The 22659-nt window shown below is 36.3% G+C and carries 21 protein-coding genes; 6 read left to right on the top strand and 15 right to left on the bottom strand.

Annotation, left to right across the window (positions count from 1 at the left end):
* Positions 1-125: 125 nt before the first annotated feature.
* Complete coding sequence (locus I580_RS04180; protein ID WP_010772553.1) at positions 126-743, bottom strand: lysozyme family protein; 618 nt, start codon at positions 741-743, stop codon at positions 126-128.
* A 175-nt stretch (positions 744-918) separates the two neighbouring features.
* Between I580_RS04180 and I580_RS04175 the strand changes: the two genes are divergently transcribed.
* On the top strand, positions 919-1638 hold the full coding sequence (locus I580_RS04175) for an alpha/beta fold hydrolase (RefSeq protein ID WP_010772554.1): 720 nt from the start codon (positions 919-921) through the stop codon (positions 1636-1638).
* Positions 1639-1648: 10 nt separating this feature from the next.
* Positions 1649-4237 (top strand): bifunctional lysylphosphatidylglycerol flippase/synthetase MprF, encoded by a 2589-nt coding sequence (gene mprF, locus I580_RS04170; RefSeq protein WP_010772555.1) that lies wholly within the window; start codon positions 1649-1651, stop codon positions 4235-4237.
* 308 nt (positions 4238-4545) lie between these two features.
* Here mprF and I580_RS04165 read toward each other — a convergent pair whose 3' ends face one another.
* The 11 genes from I580_RS04165 to I580_RS04120 form a co-directional block, all read right to left on the bottom strand.
* Positions 4546-5442, bottom strand: coding sequence for a PhzF family phenazine biosynthesis protein (locus tag I580_RS04165; RefSeq protein ID WP_010772556.1), 897 nt, complete (start codon positions 5440-5442; stop codon positions 4546-4548).
* 115 nt (positions 5443-5557) lie between these two features.
* Positions 5558-6745: an elongation factor Tu gene (gene tuf, locus I580_RS04160; protein WP_010772557.1), complete on the bottom strand. Its 1188-nt coding sequence runs from the start codon at positions 6743-6745 to the stop codon at positions 5558-5560.
* Positions 6746-6987: 242 nt separating this feature from the next.
* Complete coding sequence (locus I580_RS17050) at positions 6988-7149, bottom strand: hypothetical protein (RefSeq protein WP_010772558.1); 162 nt, start codon at positions 7147-7149, stop codon at positions 6988-6990.
* Between the two features lie 14 nt (positions 7150-7163).
* Positions 7164-7520, bottom strand: a complete 357-nt coding sequence (locus tag I580_RS04155; RefSeq protein WP_010772559.1) for a hypothetical protein — start codon at positions 7518-7520, stop codon at positions 7164-7166.
* Between the two features lie 336 nt (positions 7521-7856).
* The gene (gene nagE, locus I580_RS04150) at positions 7857-9851 is read right to left on the bottom strand and encodes an N-acetylglucosamine-specific PTS transporter subunit IIBC (RefSeq protein ID WP_010772560.1); all 1995 of its coding nucleotides are present in this window, start codon (positions 9849-9851) and stop codon (positions 7857-7859) included.
* A gap of 21 nt (positions 9852-9872) precedes the next feature.
* Positions 9873-10706: a PRD domain-containing protein gene (locus tag I580_RS04145; RefSeq protein WP_010772561.1), complete on the bottom strand. Its 834-nt coding sequence runs from the start codon at positions 10704-10706 to the stop codon at positions 9873-9875.
* A 306-nt stretch (positions 10707-11012) separates the two neighbouring features.
* The gene (gene rpoE, locus I580_RS04140) at positions 11013-11645 is read right to left on the bottom strand and encodes a DNA-directed RNA polymerase subunit delta (protein ID WP_010772562.1); all 633 of its coding nucleotides are present in this window, start codon (positions 11643-11645) and stop codon (positions 11013-11015) included.
* A 75-nt stretch (positions 11646-11720) separates the two neighbouring features.
* The gene (locus I580_RS04135; RefSeq protein WP_010772563.1) at positions 11721-12155 is read right to left on the bottom strand and encodes a YwiB family protein; all 435 of its coding nucleotides are present in this window, start codon (positions 12153-12155) and stop codon (positions 11721-11723) included.
* A gap of 121 nt (positions 12156-12276) precedes the next feature.
* Positions 12277-13218, bottom strand: coding sequence for a sugar-binding transcriptional regulator (locus I580_RS04130; RefSeq protein WP_010772564.1), 942 nt, complete (start codon positions 13216-13218; stop codon positions 12277-12279).
* Positions 13219-13220: 2 nt separating this feature from the next.
* Positions 13221-14210 carry an alpha-ketoacid dehydrogenase subunit beta gene (locus tag I580_RS04125; protein WP_010772565.1) on the bottom strand — a complete coding sequence of 330 codons (990 nt, stop codon included), beginning with the start codon at positions 14208-14210 and terminating at the stop codon, positions 13221-13223.
* Complete coding sequence (locus tag I580_RS04120; RefSeq protein WP_010772566.1) at positions 14207-15205, bottom strand: thiamine pyrophosphate-dependent dehydrogenase E1 component subunit alpha; 999 nt, start codon at positions 15203-15205, stop codon at positions 14207-14209. Before I580_RS04120 ends, I580_RS04125 begins: the two co-directional genes overlap by 4 nt.
* A 193-nt stretch (positions 15206-15398) precedes the next feature.
* Between I580_RS04120 and I580_RS04115 the strand changes: the two genes are divergently transcribed.
* From I580_RS04115 to yidA, 4 genes are read left to right on the top strand one after another with little or no spacing between them, the layout of a single operon-like run.
* Complete coding sequence (locus tag I580_RS04115; protein WP_010772567.1) at positions 15399-15758, top strand: hypothetical protein; 360 nt, start codon at positions 15399-15401, stop codon at positions 15756-15758.
* The gene (locus I580_RS04110; protein WP_010772568.1) at positions 15751-16599 is read left to right on the top strand and encodes a lipoate--protein ligase family protein; all 849 of its coding nucleotides are present in this window, start codon (positions 15751-15753) and stop codon (positions 16597-16599) included. The genes I580_RS04115 and I580_RS04110 overlap by 8 nt, the downstream gene beginning before the upstream one ends.
* 35 nt (positions 16600-16634) lie before the next feature.
* Positions 16635-18005, top strand: coding sequence for an HD domain-containing protein (locus I580_RS04105; protein ID WP_010772569.1), 1371 nt, complete (start codon positions 16635-16637; stop codon positions 18003-18005).
* 25 nt (positions 18006-18030) lie between these two features.
* Positions 18031-18837, top strand: coding sequence for a sugar-phosphatase (yidA, locus tag I580_RS04100; RefSeq protein WP_010772570.1), 807 nt, complete (start codon positions 18031-18033; stop codon positions 18835-18837).
* 140 nt (positions 18838-18977) lie between these two features.
* On the opposite strand, the gene I580_RS04095 is transcribed toward yidA, so the two are convergent.
* Genes I580_RS04095 through dapA form a run of 3 tightly spaced genes read right to left on the bottom strand, consistent with a single transcriptional unit; the run spans position 18978 to position 22649 of the window.
* Positions 18978-21056 carry a BglG family transcription antiterminator gene (locus tag I580_RS04095; protein ID WP_010772571.1) on the bottom strand — a complete coding sequence of 693 codons (2079 nt, stop codon included), beginning with the start codon at positions 21054-21056 and terminating at the stop codon, positions 18978-18980.
* Positions 21057-21095: 39 nt separating this feature from the next.
* Positions 21096-21749: a beta/alpha barrel domain-containing protein gene (locus I580_RS04090; protein WP_010772572.1), complete on the bottom strand. Its 654-nt coding sequence runs from the start codon at positions 21747-21749 to the stop codon at positions 21096-21098.
* Positions 21750-21761: 12 nt separating this feature from the next.
* The gene (gene dapA, locus I580_RS04085; RefSeq protein ID WP_010772573.1) at positions 21762-22649 is read right to left on the bottom strand and encodes a 4-hydroxy-tetrahydrodipicolinate synthase; all 888 of its coding nucleotides are present in this window, start codon (positions 22647-22649) and stop codon (positions 21762-21764) included.
* Between the last annotated feature and the right edge of the window lie 10 nt (positions 22650-22659).

Genomic DNA, 22659 nt, shown 5'->3' with positions numbered 1-22659 from the left:
TTCTCCTTGTTAAAAATATATCCTCTTTAGTTTACTTGTAAATAGAAAGAAGTTCAAGAAAATCCTCGAGAATTCGTACTATTTAATAGACGATATTCTCGAGGATCAATATTTGAGTAGTACATTTACTTTAACCATTTAATAAATTGCTGATTCATTTTGACTAAATCCGCATAAAACATATTTCCACCATTGCTGTATAGAAAACCCCCATTATAAATAACAGCTTGCGGACGATAGTAACGATATGTTTTTTGATCAGTATTTCCTAATAATGGTGACAGCACTTCTTTTGAATATTCTTCCGCTAGACGAATGGAATTCTCCCCGCCGCGCCCTTTTACGAAATCAATGTAGTCTAACCCGAAATTATAAGCTTGGACAGCGGTCCAAATATCACAACCAGCTTCATCTGCCTTTTTAATCGACTGAGCCAAAAAAGAAACCCCTGTATCAATACTCTCTTTAGAAGTTCCGATCATTTGTCGCTTGCCGTATGCACTCTCACTACTTTGCATCAAATCTTCAGAACGACCTTTTGATTCTGTGTAAATAATTGCTAAAACTAAATTTTTGTATTCAGGAATATTGTTTGCTTTGACTGCCTGCTCTACTTCCGTTTCGTAGGTCACAACTTGTTGAACATTTTGGCGAATTTTAACACCTAAATAACCTAAACCAACTACTAAGAGTAGTAGCACTAATAAAAATATCCGCTTTACGATTTTCATTAATTTGCTCATTTTATCATCCAAACTTTTTGTGAGTAGAGTTTATCATACTTGATTATTCAAAAAAAATCTAAAAAAAAACGAATTCTTTATGATTCTTTAATAAAAATTTGACCTATTTTCGTACGTATTTTAGTTTAAAATAGAATGAAAAACCGATATACTGAATACGATAGGTGGTAAAAATATGAAAAAACAAAAAAAGTTTTTGCTAACTGCTGATAATAGTTTGATTTATTATGAAGTTTCCGGAAAGGGCATGCCTTTATTTTTGCTTCACGGCAACGGTGGAAGTGGGAACTATTTTAAAAAACAAGTACCTGAATTTAGCCGCTATTTCACTGTATATACAATAGATAGTCGCGGTCATGGTCGCTCAACGAATCAGAGTGAGACTTTAACGTTTGAGCAGATGGCGGAAGATCTTCATTCCATCATGGAGCATGAACACATCGTCCGAGCAAATGTTGTCGGTTTTAGTGATGGTGCCAATCTGGCCATTGTTTTTGTAAAAAAATATCCTAGCTATGTTCAGCGTCTTGTGTTAAATGCTGGAAACACTCTAGTTCAAGGTGTAATTTTTCCTATAAGGGTGATCACTGTATTAGAGTTTATGGTTCTAAAACTAGTCGCTTTGTTTAGTAAAAAAGCTAGAGAACAACTATTAGTTACTAGCTTAATGCTACATGATATAGGTATCTCGACGCTAGATTTAAAGCAAATCACTCAAAAAACATTAGTGATTGTGGGTAAATATGATATTATCAAGCAAAGTCATTCAATTTATTTGGCCAAAGAAATCCCTTGTGCTTCTTTTGTTCTAGTACCAAAGAAGGGTCATTCTTTTGCTAAAAAAGATCCAGAGACATTCAATCAAGAAATTTTAAGGTTTTTAAAAGAAAAGTAGGTGTAATTAAATGAAAAAAATGTTCCAATGGTTTAAAGATCATGTCAGTTACTTTAAAAGTATTTTCATTTTTTCAGTCGTTATTATTATTATTCGTGAATTACTATCGATCAGTAAAACAATCTCACTTGATCAGCTAAGCACTATTTTCCAAGATATTGCCGTATGGAAAGTCTTCCTCATGTTTTTGATCGGTCTTGTTGCCGTTTTTCCCATGATTGGCTATGACGTGATTTTGAACAATATTTTAAAACAAAAACCGAAAAAACTTTTTCTACTAGAGAGTAGTTGGTTGATCAATACAATCAATAATATCGCTGGATTTGGTGGATTGGTCAGTATCGGCTTACGTTCAGAATTTTACGGTAAAGAAAAAGATGGGAAATCAGTTGTTAGGGCTCTTTCAAAAATTTTGATTTTCTTAATGTCCGGTTTGTCTATTTATAGTTTATTCGCTTTTTTTCTCGTTATGTTTGGTCATACTAATGATTATTTGCAACAGTATTGGATTTGGTTGATTGGTGGCGGTTTATATTTCCCAAGTGTTTTAATCATAAGTTTACTTAGGAAAGATGACTATGTTGGTGATATTGATGCTAAAACCCGAATTGGTCTTATTGTTACTTCTTTTTTAGAATGGACTGGTGTTCTAGGAAGCTTCTTGCTGATCGGGATGTTGATGGGCGTTCAAATGAATCCGCTACAAGTTATGCCGCTTTTTATCGCTGCTTCTGTTATCGGAATTGTTTCGATGATCCCAGGTGAGTTAGGCAGTTTTGATATCATGATGATCATCGGCTTATCAGCGCTAGGGATCGACCGAGAAACTGTAATTGCTTGGATTTTACTTTATCGCTTGTTCTATTATATTGTGCCTTTTATAATTGGTGCCATCTTCTTTATAAAAAATCTAAGTACTAGCTTAAATATACGCTATTCTGGTATTCCTAGAGAATTATCGACCGAACTGGCGCATAAATTCGTCGTTTTTCTTATGTATTTTTCTGGTATTATGATTGTTCTTTCCGCAACGATTCCTGAAGCCTTTAGTCAATTTAAATGGTTAAAACAATTAAACCCACTTTCCTTTCATCTTATTACGCAACTTCCTGCAATTTTACTTGGGTTTCTCTTGTTGCTCACAGGCCGAGGAATTGCAGCAAGAGTCAAACGGGCTTATCTTCCAACAATCGGTTTGATTTTGACTACTTTGATCTATACGTTTATTAAAGACTTCAGTTGGGGTGTTATTATTTTCCTCTCACTTCTGTTAGTAATCATTATTTTTTCAAAAACAGAACTTTTCAGAGAACAACTTGTTTACTCATGGGAAATGATGACAATCGACGGAATCATCTTTCTGGCGTTGACTATTTTATATATTGTGATCGGCGTATACAATTTACCGACATTTCCTCATCGGAATCATCGTTTTATCGAATTCTTTTTGTTTCCATCAGAAAAAATCTGGTTCTCTGGTTTTGTTGGTATTTTGCTAGTAACATTGGTTAGCTATTTGTTCATCCGCTATCTGGAAGGGCATCGCCACACTATTGGGATGCCGTTGGATGAGGATCGTGCCTTGACGTTATTCACTACTTATGGCGGAAATACGGATAGTCAATTAATCTTTCTTCAAGATAAAGATATGTTTATCTATACTGACCAAAATAATGAGGATACCGTTTTACTACAGTTTAAAACGTTAAACAATAAATGTATTGTCATGGGCGATCCCTCTGGTAAAAAAGAAGATTTTCCCAAAGCTGTTGAACAATTCATCAATGATGCCGATCGTTGGGGATATCTACCTGTTTTCTATGAAGCATCTGAAGAAGTAGTCATGTTTTTACATGAATTCGGCTATGACTTTATTAAAATGGGAGAAGAAGCTCATGTTGACCTGCCAAACTTTACACTGTCAGGTAAAAAAATGAAAAGCGAAAGAGCAGTCATGAATCGTTTTACAAAGGAAAACTATCGCTTTGAAGTGCTAACTCCGCCTTTTTCTAGAGAACTAATGCAAGAATTAAAACAGGTTTCAGATGAGTGGTTAGGCAGCCGCAAAGAAAAAGGATTCTCTCTAGGATTCTTTTCTGAGCGTTACTTACAACGGGGAAAAATTGCTGTCGCAAAGAATCAGGTTGGTGAAATCATTGCATTCGCAAACATTATGCCCACATATAGCAAAGAAGAAGCTACGATCGATTTGATGCGCTATAGTAAAAAAGCTCCGTCTGGTGTAATGGATTACTTGTTTATTTCTTTATTCAATTATATGAATGAAGAAGGATTCAACTATTTTAATTTAGGGATGGCTCCCCTGTCCAATGTTGGTACATCAAAAAAGAGCTTCATTCAAGAACGAGTCGCTTATCTTGTCTATGAATTCGGCTCACGTTTTTATTCATTCCGAGGACTTCGGGATTACAAAGAAAAATATGCCGCACAATGGGCATCCAGATATACTCTCTATTCAAGAAATAGCTTTATCGCTTACGTGATGATTGCTTTGTTGATCATAGATAATGCTCCTATTGAAAAACAAAAGAAAGTACATGGTGTTCGTCGGATTCTGAGAAATAGATATCAACGATAAAAAATGGGGCTGAGCTAACTGTTTGAGTTATATCTCAGCCCCTTAAAATCCGAATAAAAGATGGTGAAAATTCAGCTACTATGTTAAACTTCCAGCACATTGTTGTCCCTCGCAAAAAAACGAAGTAATTCGATGGTATACAATACAGAATATCTGATAGATGCGTGGCTTTCTTTAGTTTCTATATGCTGAAGCATTAAGATTTGATGCCCTCGGAAATAAGCTGAATTTGCTGAAAAATACAAGGTTGTACGAATGAAAAACTGTCCATACTTAGCTATCAGTGGCAAACATTAGACTCTTTTACCTCACTCTTCTTGCTTTCTATCTTCTATCATTACTTCAAATTGTTTATTTAGACAAGCTGTTCCAGAAATACTGACTTGGTGCGCACCAATTTTAGAACGAATAACATGAACTGAAACTACCCCTTGCCTTTGAACATGTTTCCCTTGTGAAACACGGATCTCTTTCTCTTCATCATTCTCATAAATGTGATTCAATACGTAAGCTCCCATCACTCCAGAAGCTGTACCTGTGACTGAATCCTCTATTGTTCCAGAGTACGGTGAAGAAAAATGCCTCGCTGTGAATGTGCCTTCATGTTCAGAAATAACCGCAAACGGATGGACCGATGACTTAGGTAACTCGTTCAAAACATCTGGAAACATTTCTGGACTTGGCTTCATTTTGTCTAAAATTGAAGCATTCACAACCGGTATGATTAAGGTCCATGATCCAGTATTCCCATATTTGATTGGCAAATTAGGGTGGAGATCATTTTGTTCAATCCCCAAGCTTAGACACAGTGCACTTTTATCTCCTTTAAACTCAATAAATTTTGGTTCCGCTTGTTTCATTGTAATTTGTTTTGTTTTTTCAACATATCTGATTGGCAGAATACCAACACCTGTTTCAATGTGTAGCCGCTGGTCTTTTTTTTCATTATATAGAGCAAAAATAGCTGCTATTGTTGCATGTCCGCAAAGGGGTGTTTCATGACCAGGCGTAAAATATCTTAATTTAAGTGCAGCGTTTTTACTTTTACTGAGGCAAATAAAAACTGTTTCATTAAAACCGACTTTCTTTGCAATTGCCTGCATTTCTTCAGTGGTATACTTGTCTCCCTCAAACACAACTCCAGCTGGATTTCCTTGTCCAGCAATTTCTGTAAATGCATCTACTTGTACAACCGTACATTTCATTTATTTTACCCCTACTCTTTTTGTTAAATAGTATAGCATAGATTGATCACTTCTCGAATTTTTTATAAATCAAAAAAAGAATCTCTGATCCATAGCATCAAAGATTCTTTTTCATTTATTTTTCGATTTCAGTTACAATACCTGAACCAACAGTTCGTCCGCCTTCACGAATTGAAAATGTGGTTCCTTGTTCTACTGCAATTGGATGAATCAATTCGACATCCATCGTTACGTTATCTCCAGGCATGACCATTTCAACACCACTCGGCAATTCTACAACCCCTGTCACGTCTGTTGTACGGAAATAAAATTGCGGACGGTAATTCGTAAAGAATGGGGTATGACGTCCACCTTCTTCTTTAGTCAATACGTAAACTTCTGCGATAAATTTCGTATGTGGTGTAATCGAACCAGGTTTTGCAATAACTTGACCACGTTCAATCTCATCACGAGTGATCCCTCTTAAAAGAACTCCAACATTATCGCCAGCTTCCCCATAATCTAATGTTTTACGGAACATTTCAATTCCTGTAACGACAGCTTTTTGTGTATCAGGTTTGATTCCGACAATTTCGACTTCATCCCCAACACTTACTTTTCCACGATCGATACGACCCGATGCAACTGTTCCGCGTCCTGTAATTGAAAAGACATCTTCCACTGGTAGTAATAATGGTTTATCTGTATCCCTTTCAGGTGTTGGAATATATGCATCCACAGTATCCATCAATTCCATAATAGCAGCTTCTGCAGTTGAATCTCCTTGTAAGGCTTTTAAAGCAGAACCTTTGATGATAGGTGTATCATCTCCTGGGAAATTATATTCATTTAGTAACTCACGAACTTCCATTTCAACTAAATCGATCAATTCATCGTCATCAACTAAGTCGACTTTGTTAAGGAAAACTATCAAATATTTTACGCCCACTTGACGAGATAACAAGATATGTTCCCGTGTTTGTGGCATTGGACCATCTGTTGCTGATACTACTAAAATTGCTCCATCCATTTGTGCCGCACCTGTAATCATATTTTTAACATAATCTGCGTGCCCTGGCGCATCAATATGAGCATAGTGACGAGCTTCTGTTTCATATTCGACATGAGATGTGTTGATTGTGATCCCACGTTCACGTTCTTCTGGTGCTGCATCAATACTAGCATAGTCTTGTGGGTTTGCTAGGCCTTTTTTTCCTAATACTGTTGTGATTGCAGCGGTCAATGTTGTCTTCCCGTGATCGACATGTCCGATTGTGCCGATATTTACATGTGGTTTACTTCTGTCATAATGTTGTTTTGCCATTTTACAAACCTCCTATTTTGTTTAAAGATTCAGTAGAAAATCAATTCCTCGTTGACCTTCCCTGACCTTTATAGTGTTATTATATACCTTTAAACCAAATAGACAACTTATTTGCTTACTATTTATAAGTGATAGGATTTAACTATAAAAAAGTGGCTGAAACATAACTCTACGAGTCATATCTCAGCCACAAGAAATCTGAATAATCGGCAGGAGCAGAAGCAACTCCTTCAGTTAATTACTCATTTCTTATAAAACTGATCCATCTTCTGCTCAACGGTTTCACCACAGACATTCGTAAATTCTGCAGATAATCGTCGAAGTTCTATTGCATCATCTAATGAAAGATCTTCTGTTTGGAATTTTTTGATCAGTCCTAACAATTGTTCCGTCTTTTCTTTCATACCATTTACCACCTTTATTCTCTATGCACCACTTGCTCATATACATTTTCATCATAAACAGTTAAAATAAACTTTTCTTTATAAGACTTTGTTGTTTCCTTTATTGACTCTATCAAATGAGATTCACAATCAAGATATAGAATGATTGCTTCAAATCGATCTTTTGTGTCTTTTAAAAAGCGTGTTAAATCGTCAAGTGTATTGTGTTTTGTCATTGTTTCGTAGGTAGGCATTTGCTTTGCGCGAATAAAATTATGTGGAATTTCTCCAGGATAGCCAACGATTGCCACTTTTTTCCCTGTATGCTCTTTTTTTACTAATTCCCAAATTTTGTCGATTTTTCTCGGATTGTTTCCTTTAATAATAATCATGTGATTACGCTCCTTCATCTTTATCATATTTACCCAATATGACACAAAGAAACCGTATGATCATCAACTGGCACTTCTTTGTGTCCAGCGTTATTCATGCAAGATAATCTCCTCCTAATTTAAAAGCTGAAAGAGCTTGTTCAACCTCAACAAAAAAATAAAAAAAATAACTAAGGTACAGTTTACCTTATTTGTTTTTTTATCTTTTACCGATAGGCTAGCTCTTGAAGCTAAATAACATAAATCAATTACACTTTAACCATATCATAGAAAAAAAATAAAGCAAGAAAAGCAATAAAAGCTACCTAAGAATAGTCTCAGGTAGCTTTTATCAGCTTATTTTACAGTTACTTTACCAATTGAATCATTAGCGGCAACTGTTTGATTTGCTTTTGTTAAATCGTAACTTTCAACAACATCTTGATTTGTAAATACAACGATCAAATCAGATTTTTTACCAGCAGTTTCTAAAGCTGCTAGATCGATTGTTGCAATTTTATCACCTTGTTTTAATACTTGACCTTCTTCAACATGTAAAGTAAATGGTGCACCTTTTAGCTCAACTGTGTCTAAGCCCATGTGTAACAACACTTCGATACCAGAATCTGTTTGAATTCCTAACGCATGTTTTGTTGGGAAAATACTTGTGATTTTACCTGCAACAGGAGTTGTTACTTCACCATCAGTTGGGATAACTGCAAAACCATCACCCATCATTTTTGCTGAAAAAACATCGTCTTGTACTTCAGAAATTGGTATAACTTTTCCGTTTGCAACAGCATATAATTCAGTTTCTTTTGCTGTTACTTTTGGTGCTTCTGTTTTCACTTCAGGCTTTTTTGCAGGTTCACCTGTAACAGGAGCTGCACCGTTACGGATTTTATTCATTTCATCTGCTACAAATTGCACTTCCGTACCGACGATTACTTGAATATTTGTATCATCAATGACTTTCACACCAGGAACGCCTGTTGCTTTAATTTTCGCTTGATCGACTTTGCCTGTATCTTTTACAGTTAATCTCAAGCGAGTTGTACAATTATCAATTGATGTAACGTTCGCATCAGCACCCAGACCTTGGTAGATTTTATTTGCTAAAATTGCAAATTTGTTATCACCTGTAGCATCTAAGTCAGGTGTTTCTTCGCCTTCACCCTCTTCACGACCAGGAGTCATTAAATTAAATTTAGTGATTGCAAAGCGGAAAGCAAAGTAGTAAATAGCAGCTACAGCTACACCTTGAACAACTAGCATCAAAGGATGATTTGCAACTGGATTTTTTAGACTTAAGAAGAAGTCAACAAATCCAGCACTAAATGCAAATCCAGCAGTCCAATGCATAAATGCAGCGAACGCTAATGATAGACCTGTAAGAATAGCATGTACTACATATAATGGCCATGCAACAAACATAAATGAAAATTCTAAGGGTTCAGTAACACCTGTAAAGAAAGAAGCGAAGCCTGCGGCTAACATTAATGAAGCCGTTACTTTTTTCTTCTCTGGACGAGCACATTGATAAATTGCGAATGCTCCAGCTGGTAAACCGAACATCATTACTGGGAAGAAACCAGCTTGGTACATACCAGTTTGACCAATAATTGCTTTACCTGAATCTAAAGCTTGTTGCCCAGCTAAGAAGTTACCGATATCATTGATATTTGCAACATCAAACCAGAAAACTGAGTTCAACGCATGGTGTAAGCCTGTTGGAATCAATAGACGGTTGAAGAATCCATATAACCCAGCTCCAACAAAACCTAAACTAGAAATTGCTTCACCAAATGCCACTAGTCCATCATAAACAACTGGCCAAATAAATAATAATACAAATGAAATAGCCAACATAGCAATAGCTGACATGATTGGAACTAAACGTTTACCACTAAAGAATGAAAGAGCCATTGGCAATTTCACATTATGGAACTTATTATACATTGCAGCAGCTGTTAAACCTGCTACGATCCCAACAAACACATTGTTTCCCATGCTGTTGAATGCTGGACTTACGTCAGCAATGTCTTTCAATCCCATTAATGATTGAACAGAAGCTGTACTCAAAACCGCTTTAGGAACTAAATACGCAACTAACCCTGCAAGTGCTGCAGAACCATCCTTGTCTTTTGACATACCTAGTGCTAAACCAACAGCGAATAATAGTGCTAAATTATCAAGAATAGCGAGTCCGCCATTCATTAAAAATGTTGTAGCAGCGCTTGGTCCAACAGTTCCTACGATCCAGTTTGCAATCCCTACTAATAGAGAAGCAGCTGGTAATACCGCTACAGGAAGCATCAACGAGCGTCCCATTCTTTGCATATATGCTTTCATTTTTGTCTCTTCCTTTGTCTTTTATTTGATCATCTTCAGCCGTTCGATATGAATAGCCAGATAACCTAATTCTTCATTTGGAACTTGGTAGTGAAAATTTCTCATTAACAAAACTTGAACCTTTTTCGATATCTCGTAACTTTCTGCATATTTTTTGCGCACAATATCCAAAATTTCATCGTCCAAAACCGCATACTGACTTTGCTGAAAACGGTGAATAAACAAGCGTAGATGATTGACTAATCGTGAATAACTTAGACTCATCTTTTCATCATGGATATTGATCCCCAATTCTTGCTCGATCAAATGAATAATTTCTGAAACAATTGTGACTTCACGAATACTTTTACTATTATCCGTTCGTCCACTACGAGCACTGTGAATATGGATCGCGATGTAGCCAGCTTCATCATAACTAAAAGGAATCCCCAACGTTTGTGTCAAATAATCAACTGCCCATTGTGCAATCGAAAACTCTTCAGTATACAGAATTTCGATTTCGTGTAAAAGCTTATTTCTCACAATGATGTTATTTTGAATATTCTCAGCTGCAAACGCAATATGATCACTTAAACCAATATTGATGTGTTCATTCAGCTTCTCACCAAGAATCGTCTCAGCATGAACAATGATTTCTTCTGTGACAAAAAAATACTTTTCATCGATTTGTGATAATAAAACTTGCAACTTTTTCAAGCCTTCTGGTTCCATTACAAACATTCGCTCCACTTGTTGTGGGGATAATACATCATTTTTCTTTTTGTTAAAACCCACGCCTTTGCCAACAGCTACTTTTTCTTGTTCTTTGTCGATGACGAGTACAGCATTTTGATTGAGCACCTTTTTGATTTTCATAAACATTCCTCTTCTGCAGAAGTAGATTGTCCGTTCCCTTGTTAAAAGACAACAAAAAAAGCATAGAACAATCCCGTCAAAATATGAGTATATCATATTTTAATGAAATTCTTCCATGCCTAGTATTATCTAGTCACATGAAAACGCTATTTAGTTTTGTTAACAGTGATAGTTTACAAAGATATAGACCATTTGTCAATCATTTTGATTCGTTTTTTTCTACTAAACAAAAAAATCTAGTTATTCATAGTTTAACAAATCAAAATATGAGTGTTCTTAGGTTAAGAACACTCATACATGAAACTTTTATGCTTCCTCTTCAGGATCTGCATATTCATCGTCATCATCAAAATCATCGTCTACATCATCTTCATCGATAATTGTAAGATCTTCTTCAATTCCTGGTAACTCTTCTTCTTCATCATCAGAATCTGCACCGATTTCTTGAAGATCTGAGTTATATGCTTTGATCTCTTCATCTTCTTCATCGTCATCATCATCGTAAAGAATATCATCGTCATCATCATCCGTTAATTCAGCATCTTCCGGATCATCATCGTTGTAGTCGATTACATCTTCATCATTCGCATCAATAATGAACGCATTGACTTTCTTACGTTTTCTACGGCGTGGTTTATCTTCTTCGTCTTCATCTAAACCATGTGTTACTTCTTCGTCGATAGAATCGATCGGATACCATGAGCGCAAGCCCCAACGGTTATCTCCAAGAGAGATAAAACTGCCATCAATATTTAAGTCAGTATAAAATTGTGCTAAAGAGTCACGAATTTCGCTGTCAGATTTTCCAAGATAATTTTGAATTTGGTTTACTAAATCAGAGAAGTCCATCACATCTTCACGTTGTTCTAAAATTGCGTGCGCAACTTCGATCATGGATAATTCATCTTTGTTCAACCCGTCAAATACATTAATTTCCAAACGGTACACGTCCTTTCACAGTCTACTCCTTATCATACAAAAACATGAAGAAAAAATCAATTGATTATTGCATAATTACGCAGTAAATTCTAGTTCTAAATGATATTCCCCGATTTTTTCGGCTTGAGAGTATAAATCATAGTCAATCAAAATACTACCTGCAACTGGCTGATCTTTCAAACTAAAGCGTAAGTTACGTGTAAAAGTAGTGATTTGGAATAAACCATAAGGTGTTTTGTAGCTTGTCTCCAAACGTTCCTGATACGCAAATTTCAAACGCATTCTAAGACCACCTGCACGAATCAATTGAATTTTACCATCTGGTTCAACTTTGATTGTTACAGGAACAGGATCACCTTCTTCTTGCTCTTCTTTATAGCGAATATACAATGTATCGCCAATTTTTACGATTTGACCTTCCAAATCAAAATAAAAATTCTTCTTGTCACCAGCTTGCTCCACAACTGTTTTCAGTTGGATGGATACTGGAGTTCCTTGTGATAGATCCATTAAAAACACTCTCCTTCAATTAAAAACTCAATAGGCCTCGTTCAAAATTCACATGAAAGACTAGCCTTTGAACCTAGATAGAATGGTCAGCGGAGTAGGATTGTTTAGGCTGAGCTAAATTTTAAAGCAACGCTTCTGCGATCGTTTGATCAACAACTAATATTGTACAACATTTACCAACCAATAATGGTTTAATACTTTCAGCTTTTTCCTTGCCACAACCAATAATCATTAGGTCTGGTATGTTCACCAAATCTTCTACCTTAATCCCTAACATCCGCTTACTTATTTCATTGTTCACCGTTTGACCATTTTTGTCAAATAAGGACGCTACAGCATCGCCTTTAACACCTGTTTCTTTGATGATTTGTAATTCTTTCTCTTCAATATACCCTAATTGCTTCCAAGTAGAACTCTCATTAGGGTTTCCTACGCCAATAATCGCAAAATCGACTTTTTTTGCCTGTTCTAGAGCATTTCCAACTAAGTTCGTCTTATTTAAAACGTCTGCTAATTCAATACTTTCAGCCAATGCTGGTGCATAAAAATATTGACAACGACTGTTGAGCTTTTCCGCTAATCTAAAGACTAAATGATTTGTATCGAAATAAAGATGTTCGCTAGAAATACCCCCGACTAAAGGTGAGACATTAATCGTCGGAAATGAGCAATAGGGCATCTCATCGATCATATCTGCCAATGTTGTTCCCCATGACAACCCAATATTCATCCCGATTTCCAACCGTTCTTTGAGATAGAAAGCAGCAATTTGACTAACTTCTCTTTTTATTGTCTGAGGTTGTTTTTGTTCATTTGTTGGTATCACGATCACATCATCTAACTGATATTTTGTCTCAATACGTAATCCTAATTCAACTGCATAAGCAGACTCATCCTTGATCGATATCGAAACAATACCAGATTCTTTTGCCTGTTGTAAAATTTTTGAAATAACAGGTCGTGAAATCCCCATTTTTCTTGCAATTATCGCTTGTGTTAATCCTTGCTCATAGTACATTGTAACAATTTTTAACATTTTTCTACGATCTTCACTAATCTTCATCGCTAAACCTCAACTTCTGTCATGATTTGCTCCACCGCTTGTATTAATGAATTAACCTGAGGAATCGCTTGTGACTCTAACATCTTTTGTGCAGGCATTGGTACAAATTCTCCACCTAAGCGAATGATTGGCGCTTTTAACTTCGTTCCGATTGGCGATTCAGCGATAACAGACGTAAGCTCTGCACTAAACCCACTGTTTTTTACAGCTTCAGTCACAACAATAACACGCTTAGTCTTTTCGACAGAGGTTAAGAGGGTTTCTTTATCAAGTGGTACTAAAGTTCTCGGATCGATGACTTCCACAGAAATCCCTTTTTCTTTTACGAGTTCTGCCACTTCTAAAGCTTTATTGACCATGATCCCTGTAGCAATGATCGTAACATCTTCACCAGCTCGTTTGACATCTGCAACCCCAATAGGTATCGCGTATGGTTCTTCTGGAACTGTTCCGATTGTTTTGTATAAAAGTTTGTGCTCATAAAACATAACAGGATTGTTGTCTTTAATAGCCGCATGGAGTAACCCTTTAGCATCATATGCAGTAGTTGGCTGGATTACTTTCAGACCTGGTATATGAGCCATCCAATTTTCTAAACTTTGAGAATGTTGTGCAGCAGCTCCTGTACCAGATCCAGCCGCAGTTCGCATGACTAAAGGAACGTTCACTTTTCCACCATACATATAATGCATTTTTGCTGCTTGGTTGACCAATTGATCCATTGCAACCGTAATAAAATCAGAAAATTGCAACTCCATTATCGGGCGCATCCCCGTCATAGCAGCTCCTACCGCAGCACCAGCGATAGCACTTTCTGAAATAGGGGTGTCACGAACACGTTGCTTGCCGTATTTTTCCTGAAGTCCGCTAGTGGCCCCGAACCCTCCACCATACACGCCAATATCCTCACCTAAAAGAAAAACATGTTCATCAAGTGCCAACGCTTCATCTAACGTTTCGTTTATGGCTTGTAAATAGGTTATTGTTCTCATACTTCGTCCTCCGCGTAAACATGTGTCCATAAATCCTCAGCTGTTGGTTCATGATCTAGTTTGACTGAAGCAACTAAGTCTGCCATCTCTTTTCGGATTTTCAGTTCTATTTGTCTAATCTCAGCTTCTTCAAGTGCTGTATTTTGAAGTAGTTTTTTTTCTAAGCGTACAATTGGATCATTATTTTTTTGCCATTTCCGGCATTCATCTTCTGAACGATACTTCAATTTGTCCGATTTTGAGTGTCCTTTATGTCGATAGGTTAAGGCTTCAATCAAGGTTGGCCCGTCACCATTTCTAGCTTTTTGCACTGCCCGTGAGACCGTGTCAGACACGGCAGCTAAGTCGTTTCCATCGATTGTTATGCCTTCAATGCCATAACTTTGTCCACGATCAGAAAGTTTCTCTATATTGACCATTTGTTCAATTGAACTACTCATTCCATACTGATTATTTTCAATAAAATAAATAACTGGTAATTGCCAAATAGAGGCCAAGTTTAATGCTTCATGAAAGCTACCTTCGTTTGTAGCACCGTCTCCAGCATAACATAGTACAACCTGGTCTGTTCCTTGCATCTGTGCACTCAAAGCAGCCCCTGCTGCAATCGGAAAACCCGCACCTACAATCCCGTTTGAGCCCAAATTGCCTACCGCAAGATCTGCAATATGCATACTTCCGCCTTTCCCTTCGTTAGTTCCAGTTTTCTTCCCCAACATCTCGGCAAACATACTTCTAATATCAGTTCCTTTAGCAATACAGTGCCCGTGGTTTCGGTGTGTCGAAACCATCCAGTCACTTAGCTTTAATATACCCGCTCCCCCAACAGCTGTTGCTTCTTGTCCGATACACAAATGCATCGTACCATATAGCTCCCCAGTCTCGAAAAGCTCTTGAATTGTTTCTTCAAAAATTCGAATTTCCCACATTTTTTTTAATGCATCTAATTCATTTAGCGATATGGGTTGTACACTTTTTGCTTTGACTCGGTTCATTTTCTCACTCCTTTACAATTGTTCTCTCCTGAATCATATGTAAATATTCTATAGTTTTCTCTATCCGATAGCAAGATTTTCTTGCCATTTTTTTGTTTTCCTTAAAGATTATCTACTTTCCTTGTTATTTCTACACAGATTAGCATGATTTTTCATCTAAATCGTTTATAATAGAACATGGAGGTGGATACAAATGTTATTTCATGATGAAGAAGCGATGCTATTTTGCATGCATTGCCAAAAAGAAACACTCCATGATATTCAATACATGAATGAAATCATTTCCAGTATCGAATGTACCGAGTGTCATAATCAAATGAGTATCGATATTGATGCAATGAATCAATTTTATCATTATCTATATGAACGACTGGTTTCTAAACCTGGTCGTTTGACTGAGGAAGCTAGACAAGATTTTAGTAAGTTTTTAGCTACCATGCCCATGAGAATTATCAGTAAACCAATGCGTTTTACGAACGAATATAATCAAATGAATAAAGAAGTGAAGGACTACGTTTCTCGCGTAAAACAGGATGAAGACCAAAATGACTAATTTAAATCAACTCTTTACATCAGACACAGTGTTTTTATATGATCAAAACTGCTTAACCGTAAAAGATTATTTTCTTCCTTTTGCATTAACAGATACTTTAACCACATTTGCAGGGATAAATCAACAACCGATCGTTCATTTTTGGCAGCTGGACCAAGCTATGATTCTTGGTATGAAAGATACTAGAGTTAATGACTTAAAAAGTGGCTTGGCTTCTTTAAAAAAGGATGACTATAATGTAGTGATCCGTAATGCAGGAGGTTTGGGTGTGATTGCAGACACTGGTATTTTAAACCTTTCGCTGATTTTGCCAAATACTGAACATAAAAAATTGAGTATTGATGAAGCTTATACGCACATGTGGAACTGGATCAGACTTGGTTTTGAAGATTCCCTACATCCTATAGAAGCCTTTGAAATCACCAATTCTTATTGTCCTGGTACATTTGATTTAAGCATCGATGGGAAGAAATTTGCCGGAATTGCCCAACGTCGAGTAAAAAATGGAACGGCAATCATGATTTATTTAAGCATCAATGGTGACCAGCAAAAGCGTGGTGAAAGTGTTCGACGTTTTTATGAAGCCAGTTTACACGAAGATTTCGGAAAAAATGGTTATCCACCAGTCGCCCCAACTGTTATGGCTAATTTAGAAGAATTGATTCATCGTCCTTTAACTATCGATGAAGTGAAAAAAAGATTAATTGATGTATTATTAAAACAGGAGAAGCTTACGATTGATGATGCAATACTGCCGAAATTACTAACAACAGAATGGTTTACAATTGAGACAAACAAGCAAATGGATAAAATGAAACAGCGAAATCAATTATTAAACTAGTTTTACTTAAACATAAAAAATAAAGGAGTGAAATAATGCCAACCCCTTACAAGCATCAAATTTTACCGATCGAAAAAGTGTTTAGAGATCCTGTACACAATTATATCCATGTGCAGCATCAAGTTATTTTAGATTTGATCAATTCCTCAGAAGTTCAACGATTACGAAGAATCAAACAACTTGGAACCTCTTCTTTCACCTTCCACGGTGCAGAACATAGCCGTTTTGCACATTCTTTAGGTGTTTATGAAATAACGCGCCGTATTTGCGACATTTTCCAGCGTAATTATTCATCCGAACGCTTGGGTGAAGATGGTTGGAATGACAGCGAACGTTTAGTTACACTTTGTGCGGCTTTATTGCATGATGTTGGTCACGGGCCTTATTCTCATACGTTTGAACACATTTTCAATACAGATCATGAAGCAATTACGGTGGAAATAATTACTTCACCTGAAACGGAAGTTTTTCAAATATTGAATCGTGTATCAGCTGATTTTCCAGATAAGGTAGCGAGTGTTATCACTAAAACCTATCCAAATCCTCAAGTTGTTCAAATGATTTCCAGCCAAATAGATGCGGACCGTATGGATTATCTGTTAAGAGATGCTTACTTTACTGGAACGGAGTATGGAACGTTTGACCTGACCAGAATATTACGTGTTATTCGTCCATATAAGGATGGCTTGGCTTTTGCTATGAATGGGATGCATGCGGTAGAAGATTATATTGTTAGCCGCTATCAAATGTACGTTCAAGTTTATTTCCATCCTGTTTCTCGTGGTATGGAAGTTATTTTGGATCATTTATTACATCGTGCAAAAGAGTTATATGAACAGCAATCGGAAGATTATCAGCTACACTCTCAACTGCTAGTGCCTTTTTTCAAAGGACATTTTTCATTGCAAGAATATTTAAAACTAGATGATGGCGTTTTAAATACTTACTTTACACAGTGGACTTCTTTGCCTGATCCGATTCTAAACGATTTAGCAAACCGCTTTTTAAATCGCAAACCGCTTAAATCAGCAACCTTCTCTGGTGATCGAGATTCAGTAACTATACGCCATTTAAAAGCCTTGATCGAAAAAATTGGTTATAATCCAAAATATTACACTGCTATCAACTCAAGTTATGATCTGCCCTACGATTTTTATCGTCCGGAAAAAAATAGCCACCGAACTCAGATCGAAATTATGCAAAAAGATGGTACATTGATCGAGTTATCAAAAATCAGTCACCTTGTAGCGGCTCTTGCTGGTCAAACGCAGATTGATGAACGTTTTTATTTTCCTAAAGAAATGGTTGATCCAAAAAGACAACAGCATTATGATTTATTTGATGACACTTATCGTGAATTTGCGACCTATATTCACAACGGTGCATTAGTTGAAGGAAAAAATTAAAGAACATACCCATTAGGAGGAACTTATGTCAGTCAAATTAGTTGCAATAGATATTGATGGAACGTTACTTGATTCAAATAGAAAAATTAGCCCCAAAGTGAAAGAAACACTAAAAAAAGCGAATGAGAGCGGCATGTATATCGTTTTATGTACAGGGAGACCTTTGCCAGGAGTCAAAGAGCAATTAGCTGAATTAGATTTATATGGAGACAACGACTATGTGATTACCTACAATGGTTCTTTAGTACAGGCAACAAAATCAAATGAAATCATTTCCCAATACACATTAAGTTATGATGACTTTTTAGAAATCGAATTAATGTCACGAAAAGTCGGCAGTCATTTGCACACCATTGACGATCAAGCAATTTATACAGCAAATCGTGATATCGGCAAGTATTCTGTGCATGAAGCTTATCTTGTTGACATGCCTTTAAAATATCGTGCTGTGGATGAAATGACACCAGACATGTCTATTATTAAGATGATGATGATTGATGAACCTGAAATTTTGGACCAGGCAATCAGCCAATTGCCAGAAGAATTTGCCAATAAATATACTACTGTTAAAAGTACTGATTTTTACTACGAGATTTTAAATAAAGAAGCAAGCAAAGGAAATGCATTAGCTAAACTTGCGGATCATCTCGGTATTGCCCAATCTGAAACAATGGCGATTGGTGATAATGAAAATGACTTGTCCATGATCGAATATGCAGGAATCGGAGTCGCTATGGGGAATGCAACGGAAAGTGTTAAACGTGCTGCAGATATCCAAACATCCAGTAATGATGAAGATGGTGTCGCTGAAGTTTTATTAAAATATATGTAATTTATTCATTTAAGAGGTTCAACAGAACTATTTAGCTCTAAGTAGTGGGCTGACTACGCTCCCATCGTTTATACAAATTCAAAGAGACGGAGGCATAACTTGAAGAGTTATCTCCTCGTCTCTTTTTACAATTCTAATGTTTAATTTCTGGCTATCAAAATATCTTGCTGGAATAAATAACGATAGAGCTCATGAGAATCATTCGCATTATCCATTAAATAATAAAATTGGGGATCATCCAATAATTTTACCAACTCTACCATAGCATTCAAATGACGATTATTTTCTGTAGCTGCTAAACAGAATATATACTTAACTGGATCATTTTCTTTGCTTCCAAATACAAGTGGCTCCTTTAAAACACTGATACTTATCCCTAACCTTTTTACACCATCAATTGGTCTTGCGTGAGGCAACGCAACATTTTTAGAAATCACCATATAAGGGCCTTCTTTTTTTGCTGTGTCAACGATTGTGTCGATATAATTTCTTGTAATCCTGCCATATTTTAGTAATGGAGCGGCCGACAATCGAATGGCTTCCTCCCAATTTTTAGCCTCTATATTTAGTTGAATCAATTCAGGAGCTGTAATTTCCTGCAAGCCTGGCCCCTCTCCGTTTTTTTCAACTGGCTCTTCTTGGTTGATCAGGTATTCGTACAGCTCTTTTTCTAAAGCAGAACCGCCATTCACCGCAGCATGTTTCTGGATAATCTCCATAATTTTATCAACACTTGGTAATTTGAAATTAAAATTACCGATTTGCGCATAGACATCACTGATTAAGCGATACTTTTCTCGTGTGTTCATGATTGGGCTCACGATATAGACAGGTTTTTTTGTATAAAACAAACGTATATTTGGAACTGTAGAGAAAATCAAATCATAGGAATCTGATAAACGTTCGATTTCCTTTGTTTCTACCGGCCCTAAAAACGATAACTCTGGAAAAAGGGTTTTCAGCTCTGTATAAACAATGGATGAGCTTCCAATCCCATTTGGACAAACAATCAATGCCACTTTTTGAGTTGTTGTATATTCATCAAAATTAGAACACAACGAAGCAAAATGCATTGTCAAAAAAGCAATCTCATCTTCTGGTATCGGATGTTCAAATAATGAAGCAATTGGTTTTAATGTTTCCTCCACAATATTGAACAACTCACTGTATTCATCTTTGATCTTATTATGAAGCGGATTTACGATTGGCAACTTGAAGTATAGTCGATAATACGCAGGTCTAAAATGCGTATACAGTTGCCGAACCACTAATTCTTGGTTGTTAAAGCGAATCCCTGAAATTGCCTCAAAACGTTGGATAATCCGTTTAACTAATTCAATAATCGTTTCATAATCTTTCGTGGAATCATCCGGCCGTCCAATAGACAAACCTAATATCCAAGCACAAAGATACATACAAGCCGATTGATCCTCAATACAAAAATGAGCAAGTAGACTTTTAGAAAATTGATATTCCTTCATAGCGATCAATGCAGACAACTGATACTTATCACAAAAACTTACTGACTGATTAAATAATCTTTTTTTTAAAAAGATAAAGGTATATATAAATTCGCTTAAACGATTTTCTACAAAAGAAATCCCATATTTCACAGTGTATTTTTCAACTAAATCTTTCATAGAGTCAATCGTTTCAACCTGATGCTTTTCGATAAATTGATCATAGATAAAAGCGGTATTATTCTCAGTTGAATCCCAAATAATCATTTTCATTAAATGATACCGGATTTGTTCTTCATTTCCTGATAATTGATAGCCGTCTTTTCTAGTATAAACAAGTTGGATATTTTCTATTTCCAGTTCGATCGTCAAATTTTTCAAATCATTCATTACTGTTGTTTTTCCAACCCCAAGTTCATCAATAAAATAATTGATTGAAAGATATTCATCTGAAAAGTAAAACATTAACAAGTACAAATACTTTGATCGCTCAAAAGCATTCATCGAGTAGCCTTTTCTATAGGTTTTATCTGAGAGTATTGTCATAAATTGTTCTCGGAGTTGGTTCGTTAAAATGATTCGATTGTTTTCAATCACTAATTTGGCGTTGCTGTCGAATACAGAATATCCATTGATTTTTTCAAGCGAATATTCTAATTGTCTTTTTGTTAAGCTATTCTGAACAGCCAACTCATCTACTTCATGTACGGAGCGCTCAATCAGCCGCTTCATTAATTTTCTAGAACGCTCATCCATCATTAAATCCCCTCCTCCAATAAAAACAATTTTTTGAATGGTTCAGCAGTTTACTTTTTCTTCACTTTTTTCCTTGTGTTTAAGAACTGCTTGCTTCAATTTTCTTGCATTCTCTGCGATTTCTTCCTGTGTCCCTTTTGTTAGAAGACTACCGATTCCTACACAATCTACACCACTTTCCAACCACTCATCAATATTACTTAAATTAGCTCCGCCAGATGACATAATTGGAAGATAGGGTGTTGGTGTCTTCAATGTTTCTATCAATGTAGGGCCATAATACGTTGAAATCGGAAAAGCTTTGACCATCGAAGCTCCAGCTTCAATTGCGGTCATCATTTCTGTAACACTCGTACATCCAGGCATATATGGAATTTGATACCGATTACATAATTTACAAACTGATTCCTCGTAATTTGGTGCAATGATAAATTTTGCACCATTGAGGATTGCAAGCCTTGCTGTCTCGCTATCTAATACAGTTCCAGCACCGACTAATATTCGCTCTTGATAGATTGCGCTCAACTGTTGAATAATCTCACCTGCATTGGGTAAAGTATAACTGATTTCTAGGCAATCCACACCACCTTCTAAACAACCGTCTGCAATCTCAATTGCTCGCTCCATCGTTTCTACTCTTACAATAGCCATAATCGCTGTTTCTTCAATTCTTTTTAATATAGTTGTACGAAACATTGTTATCCTCCTCTATTTAAAATTTTCCATATAGTCATCCATTGTTTGGGCTATCTCTGATAAAGTTTCAGCATTTAATGACTGTACAGGAAGTCTAGGCTTCCCAACATCAATTCCTTGATAAGTGATTGCCGCTTTTAATACTGATGGAATAGTTCCTAATTTCAAAATACGGCGAAACTCTTCAATGCTATCTTGCATCATTTGAGCTTTTTCTACTTCACCTTCTAACCAGTACTGATAAATAGCCACATCGATTTCAGTCAAAACATTAGAAGTAGCAGCAATAGCTCCTGTTGCGCCAATTTTTAGCGCCTCAAGTATCAGCGAATCAGATCCTGATAAAACTGAAAAATCTTCATTTTTTGATCCATCTAAATATCCTTTTATATTTTCAATTTTCCCACTACTATCTTTAATACCAATAATATTTTGATGTCTAGAGAGTACTGCAACTGTCTTGTGGCTAATATCTACTCCTGTATTTTTAGGTATATTATATAGCAGTATGGGCGCTGTCTTCTCTTCGGCAATCATTAAATAGTGCTTAGTCAATTCATCCTCAGATGGCGCAACAAAATAGGGCGTGATAATGGATAATGCATCTGCACCAAGATTCGTCATCTCCTTTGACAACGCTATCACTTGATCTGTACTGTTTCCCCCTGTTCCAACATATACAGGTACTCGACCATTCGTTTCATTGATAACCATTTCAGCAAACCTTAATTTTTCCAACTCACTCAACACTTGAAATTCTCCATTTGTTCCAAGAATAAACAAGCCGTTGACCTTTTTATCGATCAAATGATTCACTAGCTTTTTTGTCGCCATAAGGTTTATTTGATTGGTTTTATCAAGTGGTGTGACCATTGCGGTAATGATTCCTTCTGGTTTCATTTGACAGTTC

The organism is Enterococcus caccae ATCC BAA-1240, assembly GCF_000407145.1.
In the GTDB taxonomy this organism is placed as follows: domain Bacteria; phylum Bacillota; class Bacilli; order Lactobacillales; family Enterococcaceae; genus Enterococcus_L; species Enterococcus_L caccae.
The sequence above is the reverse complement of the archived record's forward strand: the minus strand, read 5'-3'. Positions and strand labels throughout refer to the sequence as shown.